This window comes from Actinopolyspora biskrensis (genome assembly GCF_013408175.1).
Taxonomy (GTDB): domain Bacteria; phylum Actinomycetota; class Actinomycetes; order Mycobacteriales; family Pseudonocardiaceae; genus Actinopolyspora; species Actinopolyspora biskrensis.
This window is the reverse complement of record NZ_JACBYW010000005.1, coordinates 470,419-493,064: the sequence shown is the minus strand read 5'-3', so window position 1 is coordinate 493,064 and position 22,646 is coordinate 470,419. Positions and strand designations below refer to the sequence as shown.

Here is a 22,646-nt window from a genome sequence, read left to right as displayed (position 1 = left end):
ACACAAAAAAACAAAAAACAAGAGCCACACACGCGTCAAGGCACTGTTGAATTCTCAAAGAACACACCCACCAACCGGCAGGCACACCAACCACAAAACCCACACAAAACCGTGCGGACCCCGCAGCCAATGCACATCCACCCTAGCACCCCACCACAGCACCCCCACACCCGGGGGCACCGCCCAGCACCACCACACAGCAACGCACAACCACGCCACCACACAGCAGCACCAGAAAGGCACCAGAATGAACTTATCAAACACCCAGGCGGCCAAACCACCCTGAGCTTTAACAAACTTACCCGATCCGGTTCGCGGCGTCAACCGCTCGTCTCGGTCCGTTCAAGACCCGTTCGGTCTCTGTTCATCACACAGTCTACACACCGCGCCGGAGCCCCGCGAACCGGGGGTCCGGAATCCAAACTCCCCGGACAGCACACCGCCGAGCCGCTCCACTGATCACTCCTCGTCGCCCGCGGCTTCCGCGCGGGGCCTCAACCACAGCTTCACCGTGCTCGTCTCCGAGGCCCCCATCGCCTGCATCAACTGCTCGGCGGACACGGGGTCGTTCCTGCCGACCAGCACGATCTCGTACTCCCATTCGGCGAACGCCCGCAGCACGGCCTCCGGATCGTCACCGAGCGACTCGACGGCCGACGGGGTGAACGAACAGACCACCGAGGGGCGATGACCACGCAACAACTCACCGAGTCCGGCGAGGGCCCGGTACAACCCGCCCCCCACATCCACGTGGATCACCGAGAGGTTCCGCTCCCCGACCCCGTGCGTGCTGTCCAGCTCGCGCTCCAGGCGCACCCCGCGCAGCGAGACCTCCTGGGACCGGGCGTCCTGACCGGATCGCTGCGGGGATTCCACGGGATCCCGAACCTGTACACCCCCGGTGTCCACCGGTTCCCCGACCAGCTCCCGGTCGGAGTCCCACGCCGCCTCCCCCAGCACCGTCAGCCGCTCGCGCACACGCTCGGCCACGTTGACCTCGGCGTTGTGCTCCAGCAGCTGGCGTGCCGCCGGGTCGGGCTCGACCGCGATCACTCGACCGGTGTGGTTCAGCCTTCCCAGGACACGCACGGTTTGGTAGCCGACGTAGGCACCGATGTCGAGGAAAACACCACCCGGCTCCAACAACGAGTCGATCAACGCCGAAACCTCGGTGTCCCACCGGTGGTGGGAGGACAGCCAGGGAAGCATGGCCGTGTCCTCCGCGGGCAGCCTCAGCAGCCCCGCCTCGCACACCACGGGAGTACCGGGAACGTGATCGGTTCCTCCGTTGCGCTCGTGCTCGCGCAACACGATCCGCCGTAGCGCGTCCGTCCCGCGCAGGGCGTTGTCGACGTCGAGGGCCGTTCGGCGCAGCCCCGAATCCAGCTGTTCCTGCTGCTGCCTCTCCGAGTTCTCGACCCGCTGTTCCAGCCGGTCCACCCGGTCCAGGGTCCGTTCCACGGCGCCGGTGAGGCTGTCGACGCGTTCGGCCAGTTCGGAGAGCTGGTTCTCGCTCGCGACCTGCCCCCGCTCCTCGAGGGCGCGCAGCCTGCGATCGTGCTCGGCCAGATCGGAACGGGCCTGCACGGCTCCGTCGTCCGCCCCGGCCACCCGGGACCCCAACTGCTCCTGACGCTGGAAGAGCTGGGTCAGCTCCGCGCGCACGGCGTTGACGTCGAGGTCGTCCACCCGTCCTTCCTGACGGCGCAGCAGCTCCGCGGCCGTCTTCTCCACGCCGTCGAGCAGGGAGCGGATGATGTCGCGGATGTGCTCGTCATAGTGGCCGAGTGCCTTGAGCACGGCCTTGCGCAGCGCGGGGGTGACCGCGTTCCGGCCGCCCATCCCCACTTCGGGAGGGCGGTGCAGTGCGTGCCGCGCCACCAGCAGCGGACGCAACGGGTCCTCCTCGGGATCCTGCTGGTCCCGGGACCACTTGGCCCGCCAGTTGCGGTAGGCGGCCTCCACCCGCTCGCGCAGCTGCTCCCCGGCCCTGCCCGCGGCGTGGTGCCGGGACAGGAACTCACGAGCGGCTGCTCCGGAGCGGGCCGTTGCCTCCGGGTCCTCGACGGCCTCGGTCAGCGCTGCCGCGGCGGCCTCCGGATCGGGGTCACCGCTGCCCTGGCAGCGCACGAGCACGGCCCCGGAGGAGCCGAGCAGTTCCGCGACCGAACCGTGCTCCACCGTGATCACGGGTGTTCCACGGGCCACCGCGTCCAGCAGCCGCAGCGAGTACCGATCGCCGCCGACCCCGCTTTCCGCGCGGTGCAGTGAAACGACGCAGTCGGCGATCGCGATGCCGAGTTCCGCGGCGTCCCGCTCCTCCCGGAGAACGATGCGGGGATCGGTGGCCGTGGCCAGTCTCAGCCGCTCGGCCGCCTCCGGGTGCTCGGCGGCACCGCTGACCGCCACGAACAGGCGTACGTCCGTGCGTTTCCCGAAGGTCGCTCCGAAAGCCGTCACCAGACCGAGCACATTGGCGCGGTACTCGTCGGCGTGATCGGCGAAGGCGACGAACACGAACTCCTCGGACACCCCGAGACCGGCGCGCGCCTCCTTGCGCTCCTCTTCCCCGGGGGGCTCGCTTTCGGGGAAGGGAAGCGCCAGCACCCGAGCCTGCACTCCCGCGTGCCGCGCCGCGTGTCTGCCCGCCTGGGAGAGAGCCCACACCTCGGCCGGTTCCCCGCCGGCCGCTCCCGCGTCCACCGGATCGGCTCCGCCGTCCGGTCGCACGTCGATGAGGTGGTGCCCTGCCGGAACCGGGACCGCGGGGTCGCAGCGGAGCACGACGGGGTACTGCGGCTCGTCCGAGCTCGGTACGCCGGAGGAACGCACGGCCAGCCGCACCAGTTCCGCCAGTAGTCCCGACCCGATGACGGCCACTCCGAACTGGTCCGTCATGTCGGACCGTTCGGGGCCGTGTCCGCGCACCGACCGCGGGGGGATCCTGCCGCTGGCGACGCCGACCCCGGCGCACCACTCCCCGAAGGCCGCGGCGTCCTTCCCGAGCGGCTCGGGGTAGTCCCGCCGCAGCTGCGGGTCGTCCCGCCACACGGCGATCGCCCATCGCGAGCACCCCGCGGCCCGCTGTCGCTCGTCCTCCGGTTCCGCCGCCCACTCGAGGAACTCGGCCAGCGGATCCTTCCCGGAGCTCTCCCGTTCGAACGGGCTGGGAAGCGGGTCCCCACCGCCCTGTTCCCCGCTCAGCCACCGCGCGCTGTACGCGGCGCGCATGCTCGGGGTGACCAGGGTTCCGTCGGGCAGGTGCTCGAAGGGATGCGCCCGTTCGGCGGGCAGTCCCCCGGACACGAGAGCGTTGCGGTACCCCGCGCACAACCCGGCCAGTTCGGTGAAGTCCGACAGCAGCACACGCGGACGGTCCGCGTACTCCGCCGAGAGGAGCCAGGGACGTTGCGCTTCGAAGCCCTCGAAGTGGACGCTGCGCAGCGGTTCGCCGTCCACGGTGTGGTGCCCGTACGCCGCCTCGAGTCTCCGCTGACTCGCGTTGAACACGGAGACCCCGATCCCCGGATCCCGCAACACCCGGTGGTCGACCATGGCGGGCAGTCCCTCGAGCAGCCCCTCCGCGGAGCTCGGATCGGCACGCGCCTGAGCGGCCCACTCCTCGAGGACCTCCTCGGCCCCGCTGTGCACGGCGAGCAGATTCGTGTCGAAGGAACCCGCCCTGGCCAGGTCCTTCGGACCGGGCCGCAAGCCGTCCGCCGGTAGCGGACGCAACACCCTGGGAGCCAGTCCGAGCGGTTCCGCCCTGCCCAGCGCGGCGAGCGAGTCGCCGAACGGACCGAACACCTGAACGACGGGGGAGAGGTAGAGCAGGAGCGGTTCGGAGCGCAGCAGGTACGCCAGCAGCCGGGGAAGTACCACCGCGTTGAGTGATTCCTCCCCGCACGCCATGGCCAGTCGTGCGAACTCGGCGTCGTCGATGCCGATGTCGGCGGGGGTGCGCACTTCGGCGCGCAGCGCTTCGTCGAGTTCCTCCCCGAAGTCCAGCAGCAGGATCGTGAAGCGCCCGTCCGGATGGTTGCGCAGGAACGAGTCACGCAGCACACGCGCTCCCGCGAGTTGTCCGTGCCGCGCGATCGTGCAGCCGTGCGGCGTGGGGCCCGTGGACTCCTGCTCCCGTCCGATCACTTGCTGCTCGGACTCCTCGGGGAGTTCCACGGGCCACGCCGGTTCGTCGACGAGTTCATCCGGCGAATCGGTTCCCTCCGGACCGGAGGACGGCCATCGGGTCGATTCGGCATGGTCCAGGGGATCACTCACGAGTCCTGAACTTACCGTCGACGCTCACGTGCCCACACGCCCCGATCGGTTCACAGCATCGGCATCAGCGTGCGCAGCTCGTACGGTGTCACGTGACTGCGGTAGGAGTTCCACTCGTCGCGCTTGTTGCGCAGGAAGAAGTCGAAGACGTGCTCCCCGAGCGTCTCCGCCATCAGTTCGGAGTTCTCCATCTCGGACAGTGCCTCGTTGAGGTTCTGCGGCAGGTTCGGGTACCCCGCCGCCTTGCGCTCGCTCTCGGTCAGGGACCAGACGTCGTCCTCCGCCGCCGGTGGGAGCTCGTAGCCGCGTTCCACCCCGCGCAGCCCGGCCGCGAGGATCGCGGCGTAGGCCAGGTACGGGTTGCAGGCCGAGTCCAGATTGCGCACTTCGACCCGGCGGGAGGAGGACTTCCCGGGGGAATACATCGGGACCCGCACCAGTGCTGACCGATTGGCGTGTCCCCAGCAGACCGCGGTGGGGGCCTCACCGCCGACGACGAGTCGCTTGTAGGAGTTCACCCACTGGTTGGTCACCGCGCTGATCTCACGGGCGTGGTACAGCAGGCCCGCCACGAACGCACGTCCGGTGTCCGAGAGCTCGTAGGGGTTCTCCGGGTGGTAGAAGGCGTTCTGGTCACCTTCGAACAGGCTCACGTGGGTGTGCATCCCGGAACCCGGCTGGGTGCTGAACGGTTTGGGCATGAACGAGGCCCGCACGTTCTGGGGAAGCGCGACCTCCTTGACCACGTACCTGAAGGTCATCACGTTGTCGGCCATGGTGAGCGCGTCGGCGTAGCGCAGGTCGATCTCCTGCTGCCCCGGCGCTCCCTCGTGGTGGCTGAACTCCACGGATATTCCCATCGCCTCCAGCGCTTCGATGGCGTTGCGCCGGAAGTGCGGGGCGGTGTCGTGACTGGCCTGGTCGAAATACCCCCCGGAGTCGGCGGGGGTGGGTTCGCTCCCGTCGGTGGGGAGGTCCTTGAGGAGGAAGAACTCGATCTCGGGGTGCACGTAGCAGGTGAACCCCGCCTCCGTCGCTCTGGAGAGGGTCCGGCGCAGGACGTGCCGCGGGTCGGCCCAGCAGGGCGAACCGTCCGGCATGGTGATGTCGCAGTACATCCGCGCGGAGTAGTGCTGCCCGTCGGCGGTCTCCCAGGGCAGCACTTGGAAGGTTGTCGGATCGGGTTTGGCGACCATGTCCGACTCGTAGATGCGTGAGAATCCTTCAATGGCCGAGCCGTCGAAACCGATTCCCTCCGCGAAGGCACCCTCGAGTTCGGCGGGTGAGATGGCCACCGATTTCAGGATGCCCAGGACATCGGTGAACCACAGCCGCACGAAGCGGATGTCGCGTTCTTCCAGAGTGCGGAGCACGAACTCCTGCTGACGGTCCATACCCGCAGCCTAAGTCCTCGTCCCGCACGCGTGCCGCACCCGCTCCGTTACGGGTGCGCTACGGCAGCGTGCCCGGCCTTCCGAACCGCTCGGGAACGCTCGTTCGCCCTCGGAGGTCGCGCGGGTCGGTTTGCTCGGCGGGTCGTCGGGAACCTCAGCCGGGGTCTCGTCGCGGGACCCGCCCACACCGGGTGGGGCACTGCCCCGGATCCGTGCCGAACCCGGCGCTCCTCGCCGACACGCCGACACGAGCCTCCCCGGCGAACGCGCACGGCCGGGCCGCGCGAAGATGGGACCATGCCGCAGTTGCGCATCGCCCTGGCTCAGGTAAACGCCCGCGTCGGCGACATCACCGGTAACAGCTCGATGATCGTGGAACGCACCAAGGAGGCCGTCGGACAGGGGGCCCACGTCGTGGCGTTTCCCGAGATGGCGCTGGCCGGATATCCCGTGGAGGACCTGGCGCTGCGGAAGTCGTTCGCCGCGGCCAACCGTGCCGGGATCGAGTCGCTGGCGGAACGGCTCCGGGACGAGGGGTGCGGCGACTCGCTCGTGATCGTGGGACACCTGGACCACGAGGACGAGGGGATCCGCAACGCGGCTTCGCTGCTGTACGGCGGCGAGGTGGTCGACACCTACCACAAGCACCACCTGCCCAACTACGGCGTCTTCGACGAGGCGCGCTACTTCGCCCCCGGGTACGACCTGCCGATCGTGCGGATGCACGGGCTGGACATCGGGGTGGTCATCTGCGAGGACATCTGGCAGAACGGCGGTCCGATCGCGGCGCTCGGCAGGGTCGGGGTGGACGCCGTGGTCTGCGTCAACGGTTCCCCCTACCAGCGCTCCAAGAACGAGGAACGCACCTCTCTCGTGGTACGCCGGGCGGCCGAGGCGGACGCTCCGATGGCCTATGTCAATCTCGTCGGTGCGCAGGACGAGCTCGTCTTCGACGGCGATTCGATGATCGCGACGAACCACGGCGAGATCCTGGCGCGTGCTCCGCGTTTCTCCGAGTGCCTGCTGCTGCACGATCTGGACCTGGCCGCGGGTGGCCACACCTCGACCGAGGTCGCTCCGGAGCCCGTGGAGCAGGAGGTACCGCTGCACTTCCGGCCGAAGGCGCTGCCCGCCTTCCACGTGGAGCGGCTCACCCTGTCCCCCGATCCGGTGCCGGAGTACGAACCGCTGCAGCAGGACGGCCCGGTCGCCGAGCCGCTGTCGGAGGAGGCCGAGATCTGGTGGGCTCTGGTCACCGGGCTGCGGGACTACGTACGCAAGAACGACTTCGAGGCGGTGACCTTCGGGTTCTCGGGAGGGATCGACTCCTCGGTGTGCGCGGCCCTGGCCGTCGACGCGCTGGGTCCGGAGGCGCTGTACGGGGTGTCGCTGCCTTCGCACTACTCCTCGGAGCACTCCCGGTCCGACGCCGCCGAACTGGCGGAACGACTCGGCTGCCACTTCGAGACCCACGCGATCGAGGACATGGTGCGGGTCTTCGTCGATCAGCTGGGGCTGTCCGGGCTGGCCGAGGAGAACATACAGGCACGTTGCAGGGGCATGACCCTGATGGCGTTGTCCAACCAGCACGGACGGCTGGTGCTGGCCCCGGGGAACAAGACCGAGCTCGCGGTGGGCTACTCGACCCTCTACGGCGACGCCGTCGGAGGCTTCGCCCCGATCAAGGACGTGCCCAAGACCCTGGTGTGGCGCTTGGCCCGCTGGCGCAACGACGAGGCGGAGAAGCGCGGGAAGACCCCGCCCATCCCGGAGGGTTCGATCACGAAGGCTCCCTCGGCAGAACTGCGCCCCGGCCAGGTGGACACCGACTCGCTGCCGCCGTACGAGGTACTCGACGAGATCCTCGACGGCTACGTGGAGAGCGATCGAAGCTACGCGGAACTCATCGGACAGGGTTTCGACTCCCGGCTCGTCGAACGGGTGCTGCGGATGGTGGACCGGGCGGAGCACAAGCGCAGGCAGTACCCGCCGGGCACCAAGATCACCCTGAAGGCCTTCGGCAGGGACCGCAGGCTCCCGGTGACCAACCGTTGGCACGAGGCGCGTCCCTGACCGGAGCCCTCCTCTCCCCTCACCGGGTTCCGGACGGAGTCGCCCGCTCGGTCCGAGTGTTCAGCCCGAACGCCTGATGGAACCGGCGCGGATGCGCTACGGTCGCCGCCCGTGACGCTCCCACAGCCCCCGCAGGCGGGCCCGCCGAACCCGAACACCGCGCAACCGGTCGTCTACGACGTGGGCAGAAGACTCCGGCGCAACGTCCTGGTCGGTGGAGTGGTTCTCGGCCCGTTCGGGGTGCTCCTGCTGATCGGAGCGTTCCGGGGCGGCGTGGGCGGTGGTACGGGAGCGCGCGTGCTCACCGTCCTGTTCGGCGGTGTCCTGCTCGGCGCGGCGCTGCTCGTCCTCCTCTTCTGGCCGGTGTTCTCCCGCCCCCAGCAGCTCTTCCTCGAACCGTCCGGTGTTCGCTGGCACGATCCGCGCGGGAAGCCGTTCGCGGTCCGCTGGGAGGAGCTGGCGACCGTCGAGATCTCCCGGAAGTGGGTCACTCGCAGCTTCGGACGCCCCGCGGCCGTGGTCCGGATCGACCTGTTCCCCGCCGACGGGGACTTCCGGCCGCGCCACCCGGAGATGGAGCATCTCTGGGAGCGGGAGAAGGTGCGTGGTGGGTACCGGCTCCCGGTCGGAGCGGACAAGAACGCGGCGCCGCTGCTGGACGAAGCGGTTCGGCGCTTCCACCCGCGGGTCCACGGTGGCATCCGCGAAGCCGGCAAGACCCACCTGATCTGAGCGCCCCGGCACGCTCGTGAGGTCGGTGCCCCCGTGAAGGAGGCCGCCCCGCGCGCACGGCCGCGCGCGATCCGCGCGTGCTCCGCACGCGTTCGCCGTCACATCCCGGTCCTGGTGCGCACCGACCGCAGCTCCTCCTCCGTGAGCTCGACGCCGAGCTCGCGCAGCACCTCGCCCAGCCGAGCACCGGAAACCGTCTCCCGCGCGAGCTCGCCCTCCGGGGACTCGACGATGAGCTCCGTGCCGACCAGTTTGCGTATCCTGCCCTGTTCTATGCGCATGACCACCGGTTTTCCGACGAACGGCGAGTCCGGGTGGGTGGCCGTGTAGTGGTGCGCCACCTCGTAGTCCACCGGTCGCGACGGAGTCCTGTCGAAGGCGTGCAACGCCTCCCAGCCCTCCCGGGTGTGCTTTTCCAGTATCCAGCCGGAACCGTCCCAGCGGACCCGGTGCGGCCAACCGGCCTGGTCGACCACCGCACCGTCACGCAGGGGGATCGGATCCAGCACCCCGGCGCCGAATCCCACGTCGGCCAGGTAGTCGCCCCCTTCGACCGAGACCACCAGCATCATGTGGCTGTACGGACCGGGGTGATCGGGCTGAACCCGGGCCATGTGCCTGGACACCGTGAAACCGAGTCGTTCGAGAACGGCGGCGAACAGCAGCGCGTGCTCGTAGCAGTACCCTCCCCTGCTGCTGCCGACCAACTTCGACTCGACGGTGTTCAGCCCCAGCCCGGGATGTGCTTCGAGAACCACGTCGATGTTCTCGAAGGGGATCGTGCCGACGTGGGCGCGGTGGAGCCTGTGCAGGGCCTCCACCGACGGGGACATCCACGGGACCCCGATTCGTTCCAGGTATTTCACGACGTCGACGGAATCGGTCTTCCACTCGTCGGTCGCCGCGTGCTGTCGCTCTTCGAGCTTGGTCATGTCGGACAAGCTCCCACTTCCAGCGCGCTCGAAGTCAACCGAAGCCGGGACGGCGGGACTCCCGCGCGGATTCCCTGTGACGTAGGCCGGAAAGTGTCGAGTTCTGCTCGTCCCGGTGCCAGTCTTGGGGTGCAGACATCCGCGACGAAGCCCGTGGACCCGCTTGGACGGGCCGCGAGGAAGAGGATGAACATGTCCGGAACCGAGAACGAGGGCACGCGGGGCACGCCGAACGGCTCCAGCGCTGCCGAAACCGGGGCACCCTACGGTTCGACGCCGCAGCGTCGCAGGGTACGAACCCACCATCTGAGGGAGTACAAGCAGCGCGGCGAACCGTGGCCGATGCTGACCTCCTACGACACGTACACGGCACGCATATTCGACCAGGCCGGGATACCGGTGCTGCTGGTCGGCGATTCGGCCGCGAACAACGTGTACGGCTACGAGTCCTCGCTGCCGATCACGGTGGAGGAGATGCTCCCGCTGGTGCGTGCCGTGGTCGGAGCGGTCGAGCACGCGCTCGTCGTGGTCGACCTGCCGTTCGGGTCGTACCAGGCCTCCCCCGAGGAGGCCGTGCACACCGCCGTCCGGTTCATGAAGGCGGGTGCGCACGCCGTCAAGCTGGAGGGCGGCGCTCGCTACGCGGCACACGTGGACGCACTGGTGGCCGCCGGAATCCCCGTGATGGGCCACATCGGGTTCACTCCGCAGAGCGAGCACGGCTTGGGAGGGTACCGGGTACAGGCCCGCGGGGACCGCGCCGAGGAACTGCTCGCCGACGCCCGGGCGTTGCAGGACGCGGGGGCCTTCGCGGTGGTGCTCGAGATGGTTTCCGCGGCGGCGGCGAAACGGGTGACCGCGGAACTCGCCATCCCCACCGTCGGGATCGGCGCCGGCCCGGACTGCGACGGGCAGGTGCTGGTCTGGACCGATATGGCCGGGCTCAACACCGGTCACACGGCGCGCTTCGTCAAGCGCTACGCCGAGCTGGGCGACATCCTGGCCCGAGCTGCGGACAGCTTCGCCACGGAGGTGCGCGACGGCAAGTTCCCCGCTCCCGAGCACAGCTTCGACTGAGCGGTGTGCCGGGTTCCGGCTCGCTGCCGGAACCCGGCACCTCGCTTCCGGGCGTCCGGAGCTCGTCCACGGGCTCACGGGAGCGGAGCCGGGAAGCCTCCGCTCCCGTGCCCGGGAGAACTCCGGACCTCCGTTCGACGGACAGCCACGCGAGTCGCTCCGGCGGCACTCCCGCTGCGCGGACCTCTCCGCGGCGGAGAAGCCGTCACACGTCGGTGATGCGGAGCCCGGCGTGGGCCTTGTAGCGCCGGTTGATCGCGATGACGTTCGCCGTGAGCGCCTCCACCTGGTGGGCGTTGCGCAACCTGCCCCCGTAGATGCCCCGCACCCCGGGTATGACGTCGGCCAGCGCCCTGACCAGGTCAGTGGCCTCCCTGTCGTCCCCGAGCACCAGCACGTCCAGATCCACGTGCCGCACGGACGTGTCCGCCAGCTTGACGGCCGAGACGTGGTGGAACGCCGCCGTCACCCTGGAGTCCGGCAACAGAGCCTCCGCCTGCTGGGCGGCACTGCCCTCCTCGACCTCGAGCGCGTACGGCCCCTTCTTGTCGAAGCCGAGCGGATTGACGCAGTCGATCACGATCTTTTCCGCCAACTCCGAACGCAGCTCGCGCAGCGTGTCCGCGTGCGCCTCCCAGGGCAACGCGGCCAACACCACGTCAGCCCGAGCCGCGCACTCCGAGTTGTCGCACCCCCGGACAGAGCCACCACCGGCTTCGGCGATCTCCTCCGCGGCCTGCTCGGCGCGTTCCGCGGAACGCGAACCGATCAGCACACTCAGCCCCGCCTGGGCCCAGCGGATCGCCAGTCCCTTGCCCTGAGCGCCCGTGCCACCCAGCACCCCGACGGTCAGGTTCCGAACATCAACCACCGTGGCTCCTTCTCGTAAACCGGATCACCTGTCGTCCCCACTGTCACGCCCACGATCAGCGCGCGCCAGACAGGACGGGTGTGTGGTTGGCGACTTCGAACAGAACCCGGCGCCGCGCGGGGTCGACCTCCGCGAGCCGCACGGGGAGACTTCGCCCCTCCACCGATCCCGCGCCGACGCAACGCGCGATCACCGGTGGTTCCCCGACGAACACCTCCCCGGCCTGCCCGGTTGGCTCCGTGCGCAGCACCGTGGCCGTGAACGACTCGCCGACGCGTCCGGCCAGTTCCCAGGACTGGACCTGCGCGACGCAAGCCCGCTCCACCCTGGAGGCCAGCCTGTCCGAGTTCCCCATCACCGAGGGGAGCTCCTCGATGCGCTCGCTCACCCAGCCGGGGATCGGGCTCCCCGTGACGACGGCCAGGCATATCTCCGCGCAGAACCTGTCCACCAGCCGCCTCAGCGGTGCCGTCACGTGGGCGTAGGCGGCTCCGATGCCGGCGTGGGAGGGACTCGTGGGGGTGCTGCCGCTGAAAGCGGTGTATCCGGCCCCGCGCAGCAGTCCGGTGCCGGCCACGTGCAGCGCCAGCGATTCGGAACGCCGCGGGTCGAGGCCCGCCAGGAACTCGGCCGGACCCTGTTCGGCGGGCCAGGGGATTCCCAGCCGCTCCGCCGTCCGGCGCAGCCGGGCCACGGCCGCTTCCTCCGGTTCCGGAACGGTGCGCAGCACACCGACCCCGGCGGAGAGCATGATCTCTGCCGCGCACATGCCGGTCAGCAGCGAGATCTCCGCGTTGAACACCTCCGGCCAGGTCCGGCTGCGCAGTCCGAGCCGCCACCCCTGCTCGCGGGAGAGCTCGACCCGTTGCTCCGGCAGCCCGAGCTCGATCGCCCCGCGGTGCATCGTCCGCTCCCGGAGGAGTTCCCCCACCTCGGGCAGCGGGGCCAGGGAGGGGTGCGGGGCGTCCGCTTCGAAGGAGCGGAGCACGCTCTCGTAGTCGAGCGCGGCCACCGATCTGACGGTGGCGCGACGCAGATCCACTCCGACCACGGTGCCCGTGTCGTCCAGCTCGATCGTCCAGAGCACCGCGGGGCGCACCTGCTCGGGCAGCAGGCTCGCGGCGCTCTCGGAGAGCAGGGTGGGGTGCAACGGCACCGTTCCGTCCGGCAGGTAGAGACTCTGCCCTCGGCGCAGGGTTTCCCGCTCCAGTTCACCACCGGGCGGCACGAACGCGGCCATGTCCGCGACGGCGTAGCGGACGCGGAACCCACCCCGCTCGGTCCTCTCGAGCAGCACCGCCTGGTCCAGGTCCTTAGCGCCGGGCGGATCGACGGTCACCAGCGGAAGCCCGGTGGCCTCGCTTCGCGCGGGGCACGACTCGGAGGTGACGGCGGCCTGCTCGGCCTCCGTCAACGCGGGAACGGGGAATTCGACCGGCAAGCCGAACTCACGGCGGATGCCCGTGAAGTCCGTCCCCCCGGAGGGAACGGGGTCCGCCTCGACCGGTCCTTGGTCGGCGGCGACGTCCGCGCGGGCAGCGGAGAGGGAGTCGGAGTCCACCCGTCTCGGATCTCGCGCCGCCATCGGAAAGTCAGAGCTCCTCGCCCTCCGAAGGCTCGTTCCAGCGTCGATCGGACTCGTCGGCCTGCTCGGTCCGCCGATGGGCGAGCTCCAGCGCGTTCTCGGCCGAAGCACGATCGCTGTACGGTCCGAGGCGATTGAGCGCCCGGCACACTTCACCCGGCGCTTCGACTCGTCGGTGCTTCAAGCAGAAGTACCAGCCGTTCGGGGCCATGACCCGAGCCTCGCACGTGCGGGCCGTGATGTCACGTTCCGCGTCCCGCCGAGCACTCCACCGCCCCTGTCTCGTGGTGCCGGAGCGCGCACCGGGTCGAGCGTCACCACGAGCACTCCCCGCTCGTCGTTTCCCGCTCACCAGTTCGGCGGGGCGGGAGACGCGGAAGGCCCCTCGGAACCCGCGTGCCGACTCGGGATCGGGTCCGGGCGGGGGACGAGGAACCGCCGCTCCTCCGGGCTCTCGACCCTGCTTCCGTCACGCAGCCGGTACTCCGGTTCTCCGTTGTCGCCGAGCTCCATGGTGCAGCCGATCTCGGAGAGCTGCTGCTCGTCGAGCTCGGTCAGTCGTTCGTAGCCACTCGGGACGACGCGGTAAACCGGCCACTGTAGATGCCCGAACGCCCGGTGGAACTCCGCGAGCAGGTCCCGCATGTGCTGCTGCCACGGCAACGGCATGGACTCGGCCAAGGACCGCGGCAGGACGGTGTAGTCGTCGTCGGTTCCGTACCGCGTCCACGAGAGGTAGTCGGCGAGCGGGGTGCTCGACGCAGGTGAACCGCTCGGCCGGGGAATCGGATCAGGGGTGAACATGTTCGTCCTCCTAGGAGAAGACGGCAGAACCGTCGGACCACCGTTCGAGCGACCGGGACACTCACACGCGTAAGCGGTGAACACCGGTGTTCCCACGTCCTTCACGCGTCGCCCCGGGCCGTTCAACTCGCCCGGGCCGTGGACGGGCGTACCGCTGTGGGGAGCAGCTCCCCTCCGTCCCAGAGCTCGGTGATCTCCACCTTCTCACCGGGCTGCGGCGCGTGCAGCACCTTGTTGTCCCCGATGTAGAGCGCCACGTGGTGCACCGAGTCGGAGTCGCGCCCGTGCCCCCAGAAAACCAGATCGCCGCTGCGGGCCTTGCTCAGCGGAACCATGGCTCCACCTGCGTGGTACTGGTCCTGCGACACCCGGGGGATCTCCACCCCCGCTGCCGCCCACGCGCGTTGCGTCAGCCCCGAGCAGTCGAACCGGTCCGGGCCCTCCGCCCCCCAGACGTAGGGGGAACCGAGCTGGTCCCTGGCGTAGTCGGTCACCTTCGCGGTGAGCTCACCGGCGTCCGGAGTCCCGGAGCAGTCGTTCGACACCAGCGCATCGCCCTCGTCGCCGACCAGGTGCGCGGCCATCGACTCGACCTCGTGGTAACGGGTGGGAAAGGCCGAGCGTTCCACGGCCTGTGCGGCCGTTCCGGGGCGCATGTCCTTCCAGCCGTCGACCTCCAACAGCTCGTCGTAGAACTTGTTGATCGCGTACCCCAGGTCGGTCACCTGTTGAGGCGTCCCCCAGTTCATCGACGGACGCATCTGGAACACCCCAAGCGAGTCCGCATGACCGTAGTTCAGATTGCGCAGGTTCGACTCGGTCTTGCCCGCCTGGATCGCCACCTGCCACGCCCGCGGCGGTAACTCGCGTCGCTTGCCCACCTCGATGATCCGCTCGACGACCCGCCGCTGTTCGCTGCCGAGGCCCCGCGCCATTCGCCTGCCCCGCGAATCGGCCGTTCCGGAGGCGCCCAGCGCGGCACCGCATTCAGCTCCGCTCGTCCGCTCTCCACCACCCATACCGGCCAACAGGCCGGTTACCGCGCCCACACCGATCAGTCCACCGAACCCCGTGAGCAGAACCAGTACAACGGCGATCTTTCGCATCTCAGTCCACCCTGTCGTAGCCGGACACGCGCCAACCCTCCGCGGAAGAACGGACCACGTGCACCCGCACGGTGGGGCCGTCCGTGGGAACTCGTACCCGCATCGAAGTCTTCGTGGACTCGTCGACCCGCAGCCGGCCGGTTATCTCGGTGGCGGGCACGTTCGCCGGGTCGACGGTGTTCATCACGCCGATGAACTCCGGGGTGGTGTGGGGGCGCAGCCCCTCGATCCACTGCTCACGCGTCGTCCCCTCGGAAGGCCGCGTCCACTCCGACACCCACTCGCGCACCACGTCCAGCCCCGCCGGATCGGGCTCCACGGAACTGGGCTCGACGTTCGGCACCGAGATGGACGGAGGGGATCCCTCTCGCGTGTCGTCGGACCGGGCTCCGGTGTCCCCTCCCGAGAGACCCTCCCGCGGGTCGGTCTCGTAGCCACTGTCGGTTTCCCGGCTCGCACCCCCCGAAGACGTGGCCGAAGGCACGTTCGGCAGCAGGAGTCCGATCCCGCTCGCCACGGCCACGAGGAGTACGACCGCTCCCGCGAGATGCTTAGGCGACCGCAGTGGCCATCCCCACAACCTCCGGTACACCGCGGTGCGGCCCCGGTGCGTCCGAATCGGCATCAGAACCGGCCCCCTTCGACCGATGGATCATTCATCGGAGACCTCCAACCCGCGCGACGGTCGATACACCACGTTGACCGGGCGCCCCGCCAGCGTCTCCGATTCGGACGGACGCCGGGAACCGTCCTCCGTGCCGCGCAACGGATTCGAGTCCCCGACGCGGGAAGGCACCACAACGGGGTCGTCGTCGCGTTCGTTCCAGAACCCCTCCGTGATCGGGGCGGTGTCGACCGTGCGACTGCTTCGCCCCTCCCCTTCCGGGAGGGAGCCTGCTGTCCGCCTGGTTCCCGGACGCTGCTGTTCGATCGCGCTCGCGCCCGACCGGGAGCCGCTTCCCGCGGCACCGGCCGCCGGTATCTCGGTACGCGGACCGGCGTTCCCTCCCGGCGAGGAGCTCGCGGGGCGGTCCGTCCGTTCCGCGGTGGCTGCCACGGTCGGCCCCTCGTTCTCGGGGCGGCCGCGTCCGAGACCGCCACCGGACGGCCCCTGACCGGATTCGTCCCCGGATCCCGAGGCACGCACCTGGTCCCAGAAGTCGTCCTGGGGACCGTTCCCGCCGCCGGAGGAGCCGCGCCGAGCGCGGGCGAAGAACCCGGGAGGAACCCGTGGAACCGCGCCCCCCGCGGCACCGGCCGACAGCTCGACCATCTGCCCCATCCGCCGCAGGGGTTTGCCGATCATCAGGAAAACGACCGTCAGCAGCGCGGCGAGCAACATCTGGGTGAGCAGCTCGAAACCGCGGGTCGGATCGAACACCCAGTTCAGCACCAGGGTGTGCAGTCCGGCCATCGCCGAGATGAGCACCACGTTGAGCAGCGCGGCACCCGCTATGCGCCCGACACTGCGCAGCACCTCGTGGTAGAGCAGCGCGACGAGGCCTATCAGCGGTCCCGCGAGTATCAGCACGCGCAACAGCACCTGGGCCAGCAGGATCGCGGCCTTGGCGAGCAGTTGGAAGGTGGTGTAGGAGAGCGCCTGGAGCATGCTGAGCATGCCCGCGCCTATCCTGCTTCCGTCCACTCCCTGGAAGTAACCGTAGGCGCCGCCCATCTGCGCGGCGACTTCCTCGAAGGCCTGCTTCTTCTCGTCCACCGAACCGTCGGCTTCCCCGGAGAGCACCTCGCGCTTGCTCCAGGCCTGCGCGTCCAGCAAGCGCATGCCGAGCTCCTCGGCCTTGGGCGAGTCCGGCGAGCCGAACTCCCCGCGCAACCAACCGCGGTAGACGACCTCGTTGTGCAGCAGCGTGGGCAGGGCGTCACGCTCGTCGACGCCGACCTCCCGCAGGAAACCGCCCTGCACCGCCGAAGTCCCCGTGATGACGACGTCGTCCAGGGCGTGCGTGTAGACCAGCGGTGTCAGGTAGGTGGCCGAGGCGAACCACAGGGCGGCCAGTGCCCACGTCGTCCGTTTCCCGATCGTGGCCAGGTCGCCCTGCCATATGTAGCGGAAGAGCAGCACGGCCAGTATCACGGCCACCACCCCGAACCACGGGGTGAACACGCTGTCGTACAGCGCGACCGTTCCGGTGGTGATCATCTCGTCCAGCGGGGCCATCAGGTCGCCCGAGAGCAGCGAGTAGTGCAACCCGTTGGTCATCCCGACCAGGTTCTTGGCCACGTTGAACAGTTGGTTGCCGATCCAGGTGTCGACCATCGCGTTGGGGTTGTTGACCCCCTGCGGACCGCAACCCAGGTCGTAGGTGTGCCAGACCTGCCCGGCATAGGCGTACTCGTCGTAGGCGCTGCCGGACTGCCCCACGCCGATGTGGGCGGGGTCGACCGCTCCGACCATGCCGGTCCCCGGGCGTTCCGGATTCGGTGGTTCGGTGCAGTCGAACGGCTGGGCGTAGGCGGGAGCACCGGCCAGGGCCTGCAATCCCAGCAGGGCCGCCACCGTGACCAGGGCCCCGCGACGTGCCCTGCGGTTCCCGTTCGGACGATCCGTCTCCCGCCGGGAGCGACGGCGTCGGAGGATCACCCAAGCGGTGATCACTCCCGAAATCAACAGCACCCACACGATCAGGAGACTCCTCGCGTCCGCTCCCCGTCCCGATGGCCGTTGCCGCCCGTCTGCTGCTCATCGGACTCGGCGTTCGAATGCTCGTTGCCGCCGACGCCGGCCGCCGTGAGCTCCCATTCGGCGAACTCCTCGAGCATCTCGGGGTCCTCTTCCAAAGCGCCTTCGGGCTGTGCTCCTCCGATCTCGGAGATCGAGTCCGAGTTGGGCGTGGTCGGGTTCGTCCCCTCCCCGGGGTCCTCCTGCTCCGAACCGCCCGCGGCCGGAGTCGTGTCCAGGGATTCGCGCAGATGCTGCAGGTGGGGCCCGCTGAAGTCGATCCGGATGCGTTCGACCCCGCCCGCGCCGTCGCCGAAGATGAACTGGCGCGGGGAACGGTCCCGTTCGGTGTTGTTCCGTGACGGCCCGGGACGCCGGCCGAGTGCGGACACCACCTGCTCGTAGCCCGCGTCGACCGGAACTTTCAGCAGTCGCAACGCGTCCGCCTGCGCCTGCTCGTCGTCCAGCCTGCCGATGAACACCGAGTCCAGCAGGGAGACGAAACCCTGGATGCGCAGGAAGTCCGCCGGTATCTGGCTGGACAGCAGCACGCGGACGTTCCACTTGCGGGAGTCCCTGGCGAACCGGTTCATCAGCACGCGGCCGGTGGGCACCTCGGAGAGGAAGAACGCCTCGTCGATCCACACGCCCTTGCGCTCCTCCTTCGGGCGTTCGTAGACGGTGCGCTGCGTCAACCAGGCGGCCAGGTTGAGCAGCTGGACTCCCAGGGCCTCGCTGTCCGTCCAGTGCTCCCGGCCGACACCGTCCTTGGGCAGGGTCAGCCCGGCCATGGTCAGCACCGTCAGCCGGTCCTCCCTGCGCTGCGAGTAGGGATCGGCATCGGCCTCGGGGATCAGCAACGACATGCGTTCGCGGATCTCGTCGAGGAAGTCGGCCACCACCACGGCGTGCTCGTGGTGCTCGCTGGCGTCCCGGCGGAGCGCCTCGAACACCATCCCCGGGTGCGCGTCCGGTCTCCCGCCGACCGCGCGCACCGCCCGCAACAGCACGATGCGCGTCTGCGGCATCCGCGCGATGTCGTAGGGCAGCAGTCCGGTGAGCACGTCGAGCACGAGGCGGCGCCTGGTCGCGGCGGCCAGCGCGCGCTCCCGGCGCCAGCTCCGTTCCGGATCGTCCTCGTCCACGAAGTGTTCGAGTTCCGGTTCGGCGACCACCCGGTACGGATTGAGAATGCCGGGCTGCGCGTTCAGCAGGTTGATCGGTCGCGCGTAGGGACGGAGTTCGGGGAGCTCGCACAGCTCGGCCAGCGGCCCGGAGGGATCCAGCAGGGTCCAGTAGGCCCCCGAACGCAGCGTCTTGTAGACGAGTCCACCGCCGAGGAAGGACTTGCCGCCGCCGAGTCCCGCGACCATCGCCGTCAGCCCCGAGGCGTCCCTGATCTCCTGGGCCATCCACGGGTCCCAGGCCACGGGACGCCGGGTGGCGGTGCAGGTCTCCCCCAGCAGCGCCCCTCTCCGGTCGCCCACCTCCGCGGTGGCCTGTGGAACAGCGGAGGCCGCCCACACCACCGAACCGCGGCGCAGATAGGCGCCGGAGGCCAGCTGCTCACCGGGGATGAACTCGCGGGCCATGGCGTACTGCGCCTCGGGGTGCTCGATCGCGATCTTGGGCTTGTACAGATCGAGCAGCTGCTGAGCCAGGCGCAGCGCGTCCCGTTCGGTCGGTCCGGAGACCGCCATGCGCCACCACGAGCGGACTCGGGTGGCCAGCGCGGTGAACCCCGAGGTCATCTCGTCGTCGATCTCCAGGACACGTCCGGCCTGCCGCGCCAGCGAGGTGGGCGGTTCCAGCTCGTGTTCCTCGGTGTAGTGGCGAACCTGCGAACGCACCTTGTTCATCTGGCGTTGCAGCTCACCGCCGACGTCCTCCGGTCGGCGCACGTAGATACGCGCCGACAGTTCCACGGGGGCGGGCAGCCTGTCGGAGTGCTGCAACCACGGATCGTCGACCTCGGGGATCTGCAGTCCGTGCGTCTGCCCGAGCGTCAGCACGGCCACGTTCCGGCTCACTCCGGCGTTGGAGCCGGTCCGACCACGCACGGTCACGGTCGGCGAGTACGGCTCCTGGTGCATGTCCGCGGCGTCGGTGAACGAGGCCAGGTCCTCCGGCTGCCAGGTGTTGCTCGGCGTCGCGGGCATGTTGCGCGGGGCCGGAAGTCCCAAGGAACACGACCGGTGCATCAGCCAGGAGATCTCTTCGGCCGTGACCGGGCGTCCGTCCAGTCCGGCCGAGCCGACCACCTGGTCGAGGTGCTCGATCTCACTGTCCAGAGCCACCAGTTCCGCGTCGACGGCCTCGGGGAACACCTTGCGCAGCAAGGGTGCGGCCCGTTCGACGGCCCGGTCGACCACGTTGCGGGTCTGCACCTGGACCCCGAGGTAGACCTCCTTCTCGGCCATCGAACGCCCCATGAGCTGCTGCTGCTCGCCGACCATGTAGTCGTCGAAGCTCAGCGCACCGGGTACGTCGGGCAGCGCGTTCTGCGCGTTCCGCACGTGGGCCTCGGCCCACATCCGGATCGGGTAGGGCCGGTTCGTCACGCGCAGGTGCAGCCAGCGCCCCTGGAGCTCGGCGTACTGTCCCGCGATCGCGGCTATGAGGTCCTGGCGCTGCGAGTCGGAGCGGAAGGACCAACGCTGCGGGGAGAGGCGGTACCAGGCGAACACGTCCTGGCCCGTCCGCAGCAGGTGCCCGTCGATGGAACGTGCCGCTATCGACGGTGTGTAGCTCGGCAGCGACTGCTCACCGCTCAGCTTGCGGTCCTTGTTCCTCCCGGAGCGCGCGGTCTTCGACGCCTTTTTCGACGTGGCACGGTACTGCTGGCCAGAGGCCTGCTGGGAATCGCGCTCACGACCTCGTCCGCGACCGAACACCGCGAACCTCCTTGCTGTGCACACGTCTGTTGGAATTCCTGTTCCGTCCCGCGGAGGCTCCGGAGCGCTGCCTGCGTCGTGCCGGAGCGGGTTCCCGCCCCTGGGGCGGCGGGTCGCCGGAACGCCCCGCCCGCTCGGGGGACGGACGCCCGGAACGGGCCTGCGCCCGTCCGGGCCCGCCCGTCCTGTCGGGCTGTGTCTGCGCGCCGGGAGAAGGGGGGCGCTTCCGCGCGGAGCGCTTGGACTGCTTGGGACGCGGACGTTGTGCTCTCACCCTGAGTTTCGCGGCACTGGCCGCGCCTCCTCTCCCGGACGCCGCCCTGCGGGGAGCCGTGAGTTCACGCAACCACATGACGAGCACCGCGCTCAGCGGTCGTTCGTGGCTTATTCGGGAACAGATCAGACGTGTAAGCGCGATCGTGATGACCAGTGCCCAAGCCGTGGAGAAGAATCCGAAACCGATGTTCATCCTGCGTTCGGCCGCGAGCACCAGCAGGAACACCAGAATGCCCACGCCCCACGCGACGTAACGCGCGCGCCAGGGAAACGTCGCCTTCGGCGGACCGAGCCATACCGCGTCCACACGGTAGACCTCGTCGTCGGTACGTACCTGCATATCCTTGCCACCTGCCCATCGACCGCGCGCCGGTTGTCACCCGCTGCTGGTGCTGAACAGGCCGGCTATGAAGGTTCCGATGTCCACACCGGTACCGCTGACGGCGAGGCCTATCACGGCCAGGGCCACGAAGACGCCGCCCACGCGGCGCATCACTCCCGCGTTGTCCCCTTTGCCTCCGCCCAGCCACAGCAGCAGCAAAGCCACTGTCAGCAGCAGCAGCGGAAGCAGGTTGTTCAGGATCCACCCCCGGATGCCCTCGGTGTCCAGGTTGGTCTGGGCCAGCACTGCGACCAGTGGTTGCGTTCCCGCGAACGCACCCAGTTGTTCGAGTGCTTGCTGTGGCACGGCGGTCATTGGATTACCTCTGTGTACGAGCGGGTGTCGGCTTTACTCGGCTGGCCGGGTAGCCCGGCACACGATGTCGTGTAGAACATGACACGTCCAGCTGCGGTAGTGGTAGCGTCCACCGGGTGTGGCGCGGAACGTGTCACACCCACAGCATGCCTGTCGACGGTGCGGAACACTCGTGCGGAGTAGCCGCTCTCCGGGTCCTCCGCAGTAAGAGCGACTCCGCCGAGGCCGTCCGGTGTGTCCGGAGGGTCGAGTTGAGCCGGGCCGTCCGATTCACCAACCGAGGACCGTCCTTTCACGACTCGTCACGGTTCGCTCGACATCCGTCGACACGTGTCCTTCATCATCCATGATGCCCGATCCGGTATCACACTTTCGTGAAACCTTCCCATGATCGAGAACTCCGTTCACGCACCCGGGCGAACACACCGGTCACGGCTTCGAGAACCGGTTCCGCAGCGGACGCGACATCGGTGAGCAGCGGCCCGACCGCGTCCTCGTCGTTCGCCGTTGCACGCTCCGCGGGACGCACCGCCGACCACGAGGAAACCGGCTCGGCACGACGCCTCCGCCGACCACGAGGAAACCGGCTCGGCACGACGCCTCCGCCGACCGCGGCGACGAAGCACCGCCGATCGAACAGATTGACACGCCCACCGAGCGGAGCACGATCAGGCAATTGAGTGAAAAAAGCTTCGCTTCTCACGCGCCGGCGGTCCGGTCCGTCCTGGCGTGGCACTTTCGAAGAAGCTCCTCGCGCGTCGGCGCGGAGCGCGAGGAGGCGGGAAGCGGACGAGCCGACCTGTAAGCCGGATCCTGTTCGCGGAAGGGAACCTCGCGGCAACCTTCCGCGTGGCGACCATCCATCTGGGCCTGCCGTCACCGGCAGACTCAAGCGGTCTACCCGCAGGTATCGGACGGGCCGCCCTCGAACACCTGCGCAGACGCCGAAGGCGTCCTCTTGACCTTGCTCCGGGTGGGGTTTACCGAGCCGTCCCCGTCACCGGGGACGCTGGTGGTCTCTTACACCACCCTTTCACCCTTACCCGGCCGAATCGGCCGGGCGGTCTGCTTTCTGTGGCACTTTCCCGAGGGTCACCCCTGGTTGCCGTTAGCAACCACCCTGCCCTGTGGAGTCCGGACTTTCCTCGGCGGACGAATCCGCCGCGGCCGCCCGGTCGACTCGCCCGCTCCCCCAGCTTAGAGCACGCGGTGCGCCGCCCACGTTCCCGTCCCCGGAAAACGGG

The 22,646-nt window shown here is 69.2% G+C and carries 16 protein-coding genes and 1 other RNA gene; 3 read left to right on the top strand and 14 right to left on the bottom strand.

Annotation, left to right across the window (positions count from 1 at the left end; translation table 11 throughout):
* Positions 1–459: 459 nt before the first annotated feature.
* A complete protein-coding gene (locus FHR84_RS15625) occupies positions 460–4,281 on the bottom strand; it encodes an FkbM family methyltransferase (RefSeq protein ID WP_179536234.1) in 3,822 nt (1,273 codons plus the stop codon).
* A gap of 50 nt (positions 4,282–4,331) precedes the next feature.
* Positions 4,332–5,675, bottom strand: coding sequence for a type I glutamate--ammonia ligase (gene glnA / locus FHR84_RS15620; protein ID WP_179536233.1), 1,344 nt, complete (start codon positions 5,673–5,675; stop codon positions 4,332–4,334).
* 297 nt (positions 5,676–5,972) lie between these two features.
* Between glnA and FHR84_RS15615 the strand changes: the two genes are divergently transcribed.
* A complete protein-coding gene (locus tag FHR84_RS15615; protein ID WP_179536232.1) occupies positions 5,973–7,748 on the top strand; it encodes an NAD+ synthase in 1,776 nt (591 codons plus the stop codon).
* A 111-nt stretch (positions 7,749–7,859) separates the two neighbouring features.
* Complete coding sequence (locus FHR84_RS15610) at positions 7,860–8,480, top strand: hypothetical protein (protein WP_179536231.1); 621 nt, start codon at positions 7,860–7,862, stop codon at positions 8,478–8,480.
* Between the two features lie 98 nt (positions 8,481–8,578).
* Here FHR84_RS15610 and FHR84_RS15605 read toward each other — a convergent pair whose 3' ends face one another.
* Positions 8,579–9,412: an arylamine N-acetyltransferase family protein gene (locus FHR84_RS15605; RefSeq protein ID WP_179536230.1), complete on the bottom strand. Its 834-nt coding sequence runs from the start codon at positions 9,410–9,412 to the stop codon at positions 8,579–8,581.
* A gap of 192 nt (positions 9,413–9,604) precedes the next feature.
* Here FHR84_RS15605 and panB point away from each other — a divergent pair, with 192 nt between their 5' ends.
* On the top strand, positions 9,605–10,489 hold the full coding sequence (gene panB, locus FHR84_RS15600; protein ID WP_179536276.1) for a 3-methyl-2-oxobutanoate hydroxymethyltransferase: 885 nt from the start codon (positions 9,605–9,607) through the stop codon (positions 10,487–10,489).
* Positions 10,490–10,694: 205 nt separating this feature from the next.
* Here the strand turns inward: panB and npdG are convergent, their stop codons facing one another.
* The 11 genes from npdG to rnpB form a co-directional block, all read right to left on the bottom strand.
* Positions 10,695–11,360: an NADPH-dependent F420 reductase gene (gene npdG, locus FHR84_RS15595; RefSeq protein WP_179536229.1), complete on the bottom strand. Its 666-nt coding sequence runs from the start codon at positions 11,358–11,360 to the stop codon at positions 10,695–10,697.
* Positions 11,361–11,415: 55 nt separating this feature from the next.
* Positions 11,416–12,945 carry an RNB domain-containing ribonuclease gene (locus FHR84_RS15590; protein ID WP_179536228.1) on the bottom strand — a complete coding sequence of 510 codons (1,530 nt, stop codon included), beginning with the start codon at positions 12,943–12,945 and terminating at the stop codon, positions 11,416–11,418.
* A gap of 7 nt (positions 12,946–12,952) precedes the next feature.
* Positions 12,953–13,156 carry a hypothetical protein gene (locus FHR84_RS15585; RefSeq protein WP_179536227.1) on the bottom strand — a complete coding sequence of 68 codons (204 nt, stop codon included), beginning with the start codon at positions 13,154–13,156 and terminating at the stop codon, positions 12,953–12,955.
* A 137-nt stretch (positions 13,157–13,293) separates the two neighbouring features.
* Entirely contained in the window at positions 13,294–13,749 is a 456-nt protein-coding gene (locus FHR84_RS15580) for a hypothetical protein (protein WP_179536226.1), read from the bottom strand.
* A gap of 122 nt (positions 13,750–13,871) precedes the next feature.
* On the bottom strand, positions 13,872–14,855 hold the full coding sequence (locus FHR84_RS15575) for a C40 family peptidase (protein WP_179536225.1): 984 nt from the start codon (positions 14,853–14,855) through the stop codon (positions 13,872–13,874).
* A 1-nt stretch (position 14,856) separates the two neighbouring features.
* Entirely contained in the window at positions 14,857–15,480 is a 624-nt protein-coding gene (locus tag FHR84_RS15570; RefSeq protein WP_179536224.1) for a hypothetical protein, read from the bottom strand.
* 27 nt (positions 15,481–15,507) lie between these two features.
* Entirely contained in the window at positions 15,508–17,496 is a 1,989-nt protein-coding gene (locus FHR84_RS15565; protein ID WP_179536223.1) for a hypothetical protein, read from the bottom strand.
* Between the two features lie 2 nt (positions 17,497–17,498).
* Positions 17,499–20,429, bottom strand: coding sequence for an ATP-binding protein (locus FHR84_RS23335; RefSeq protein ID WP_179536222.1), 2,931 nt, complete (start codon positions 20,427–20,429; stop codon positions 17,499–17,501).
* Entirely contained in the window at positions 20,404–21,045 is a 642-nt protein-coding gene (locus FHR84_RS23520; RefSeq protein ID WP_179536221.1) for a hypothetical protein, read from the bottom strand. The genes FHR84_RS23335 and FHR84_RS23520 overlap by 26 nt, the downstream gene beginning before the upstream one ends.
* Before the next feature lie 36 nt (positions 21,046–21,081).
* Positions 21,082–21,402 carry a hypothetical protein gene (locus tag FHR84_RS15550; RefSeq protein ID WP_179536220.1) on the bottom strand — a complete coding sequence of 107 codons (321 nt, stop codon included), beginning with the start codon at positions 21,400–21,402 and terminating at the stop codon, positions 21,082–21,084.
* A 786-nt stretch (positions 21,403–22,188) separates the two neighbouring features.
* An RNA gene (gene rnpB / locus FHR84_RS15545) (RNase P RNA component class A) lies at positions 22,189–22,585 on the bottom strand.
* Between the last annotated feature and the right edge of the window lie 61 nt (positions 22,586–22,646).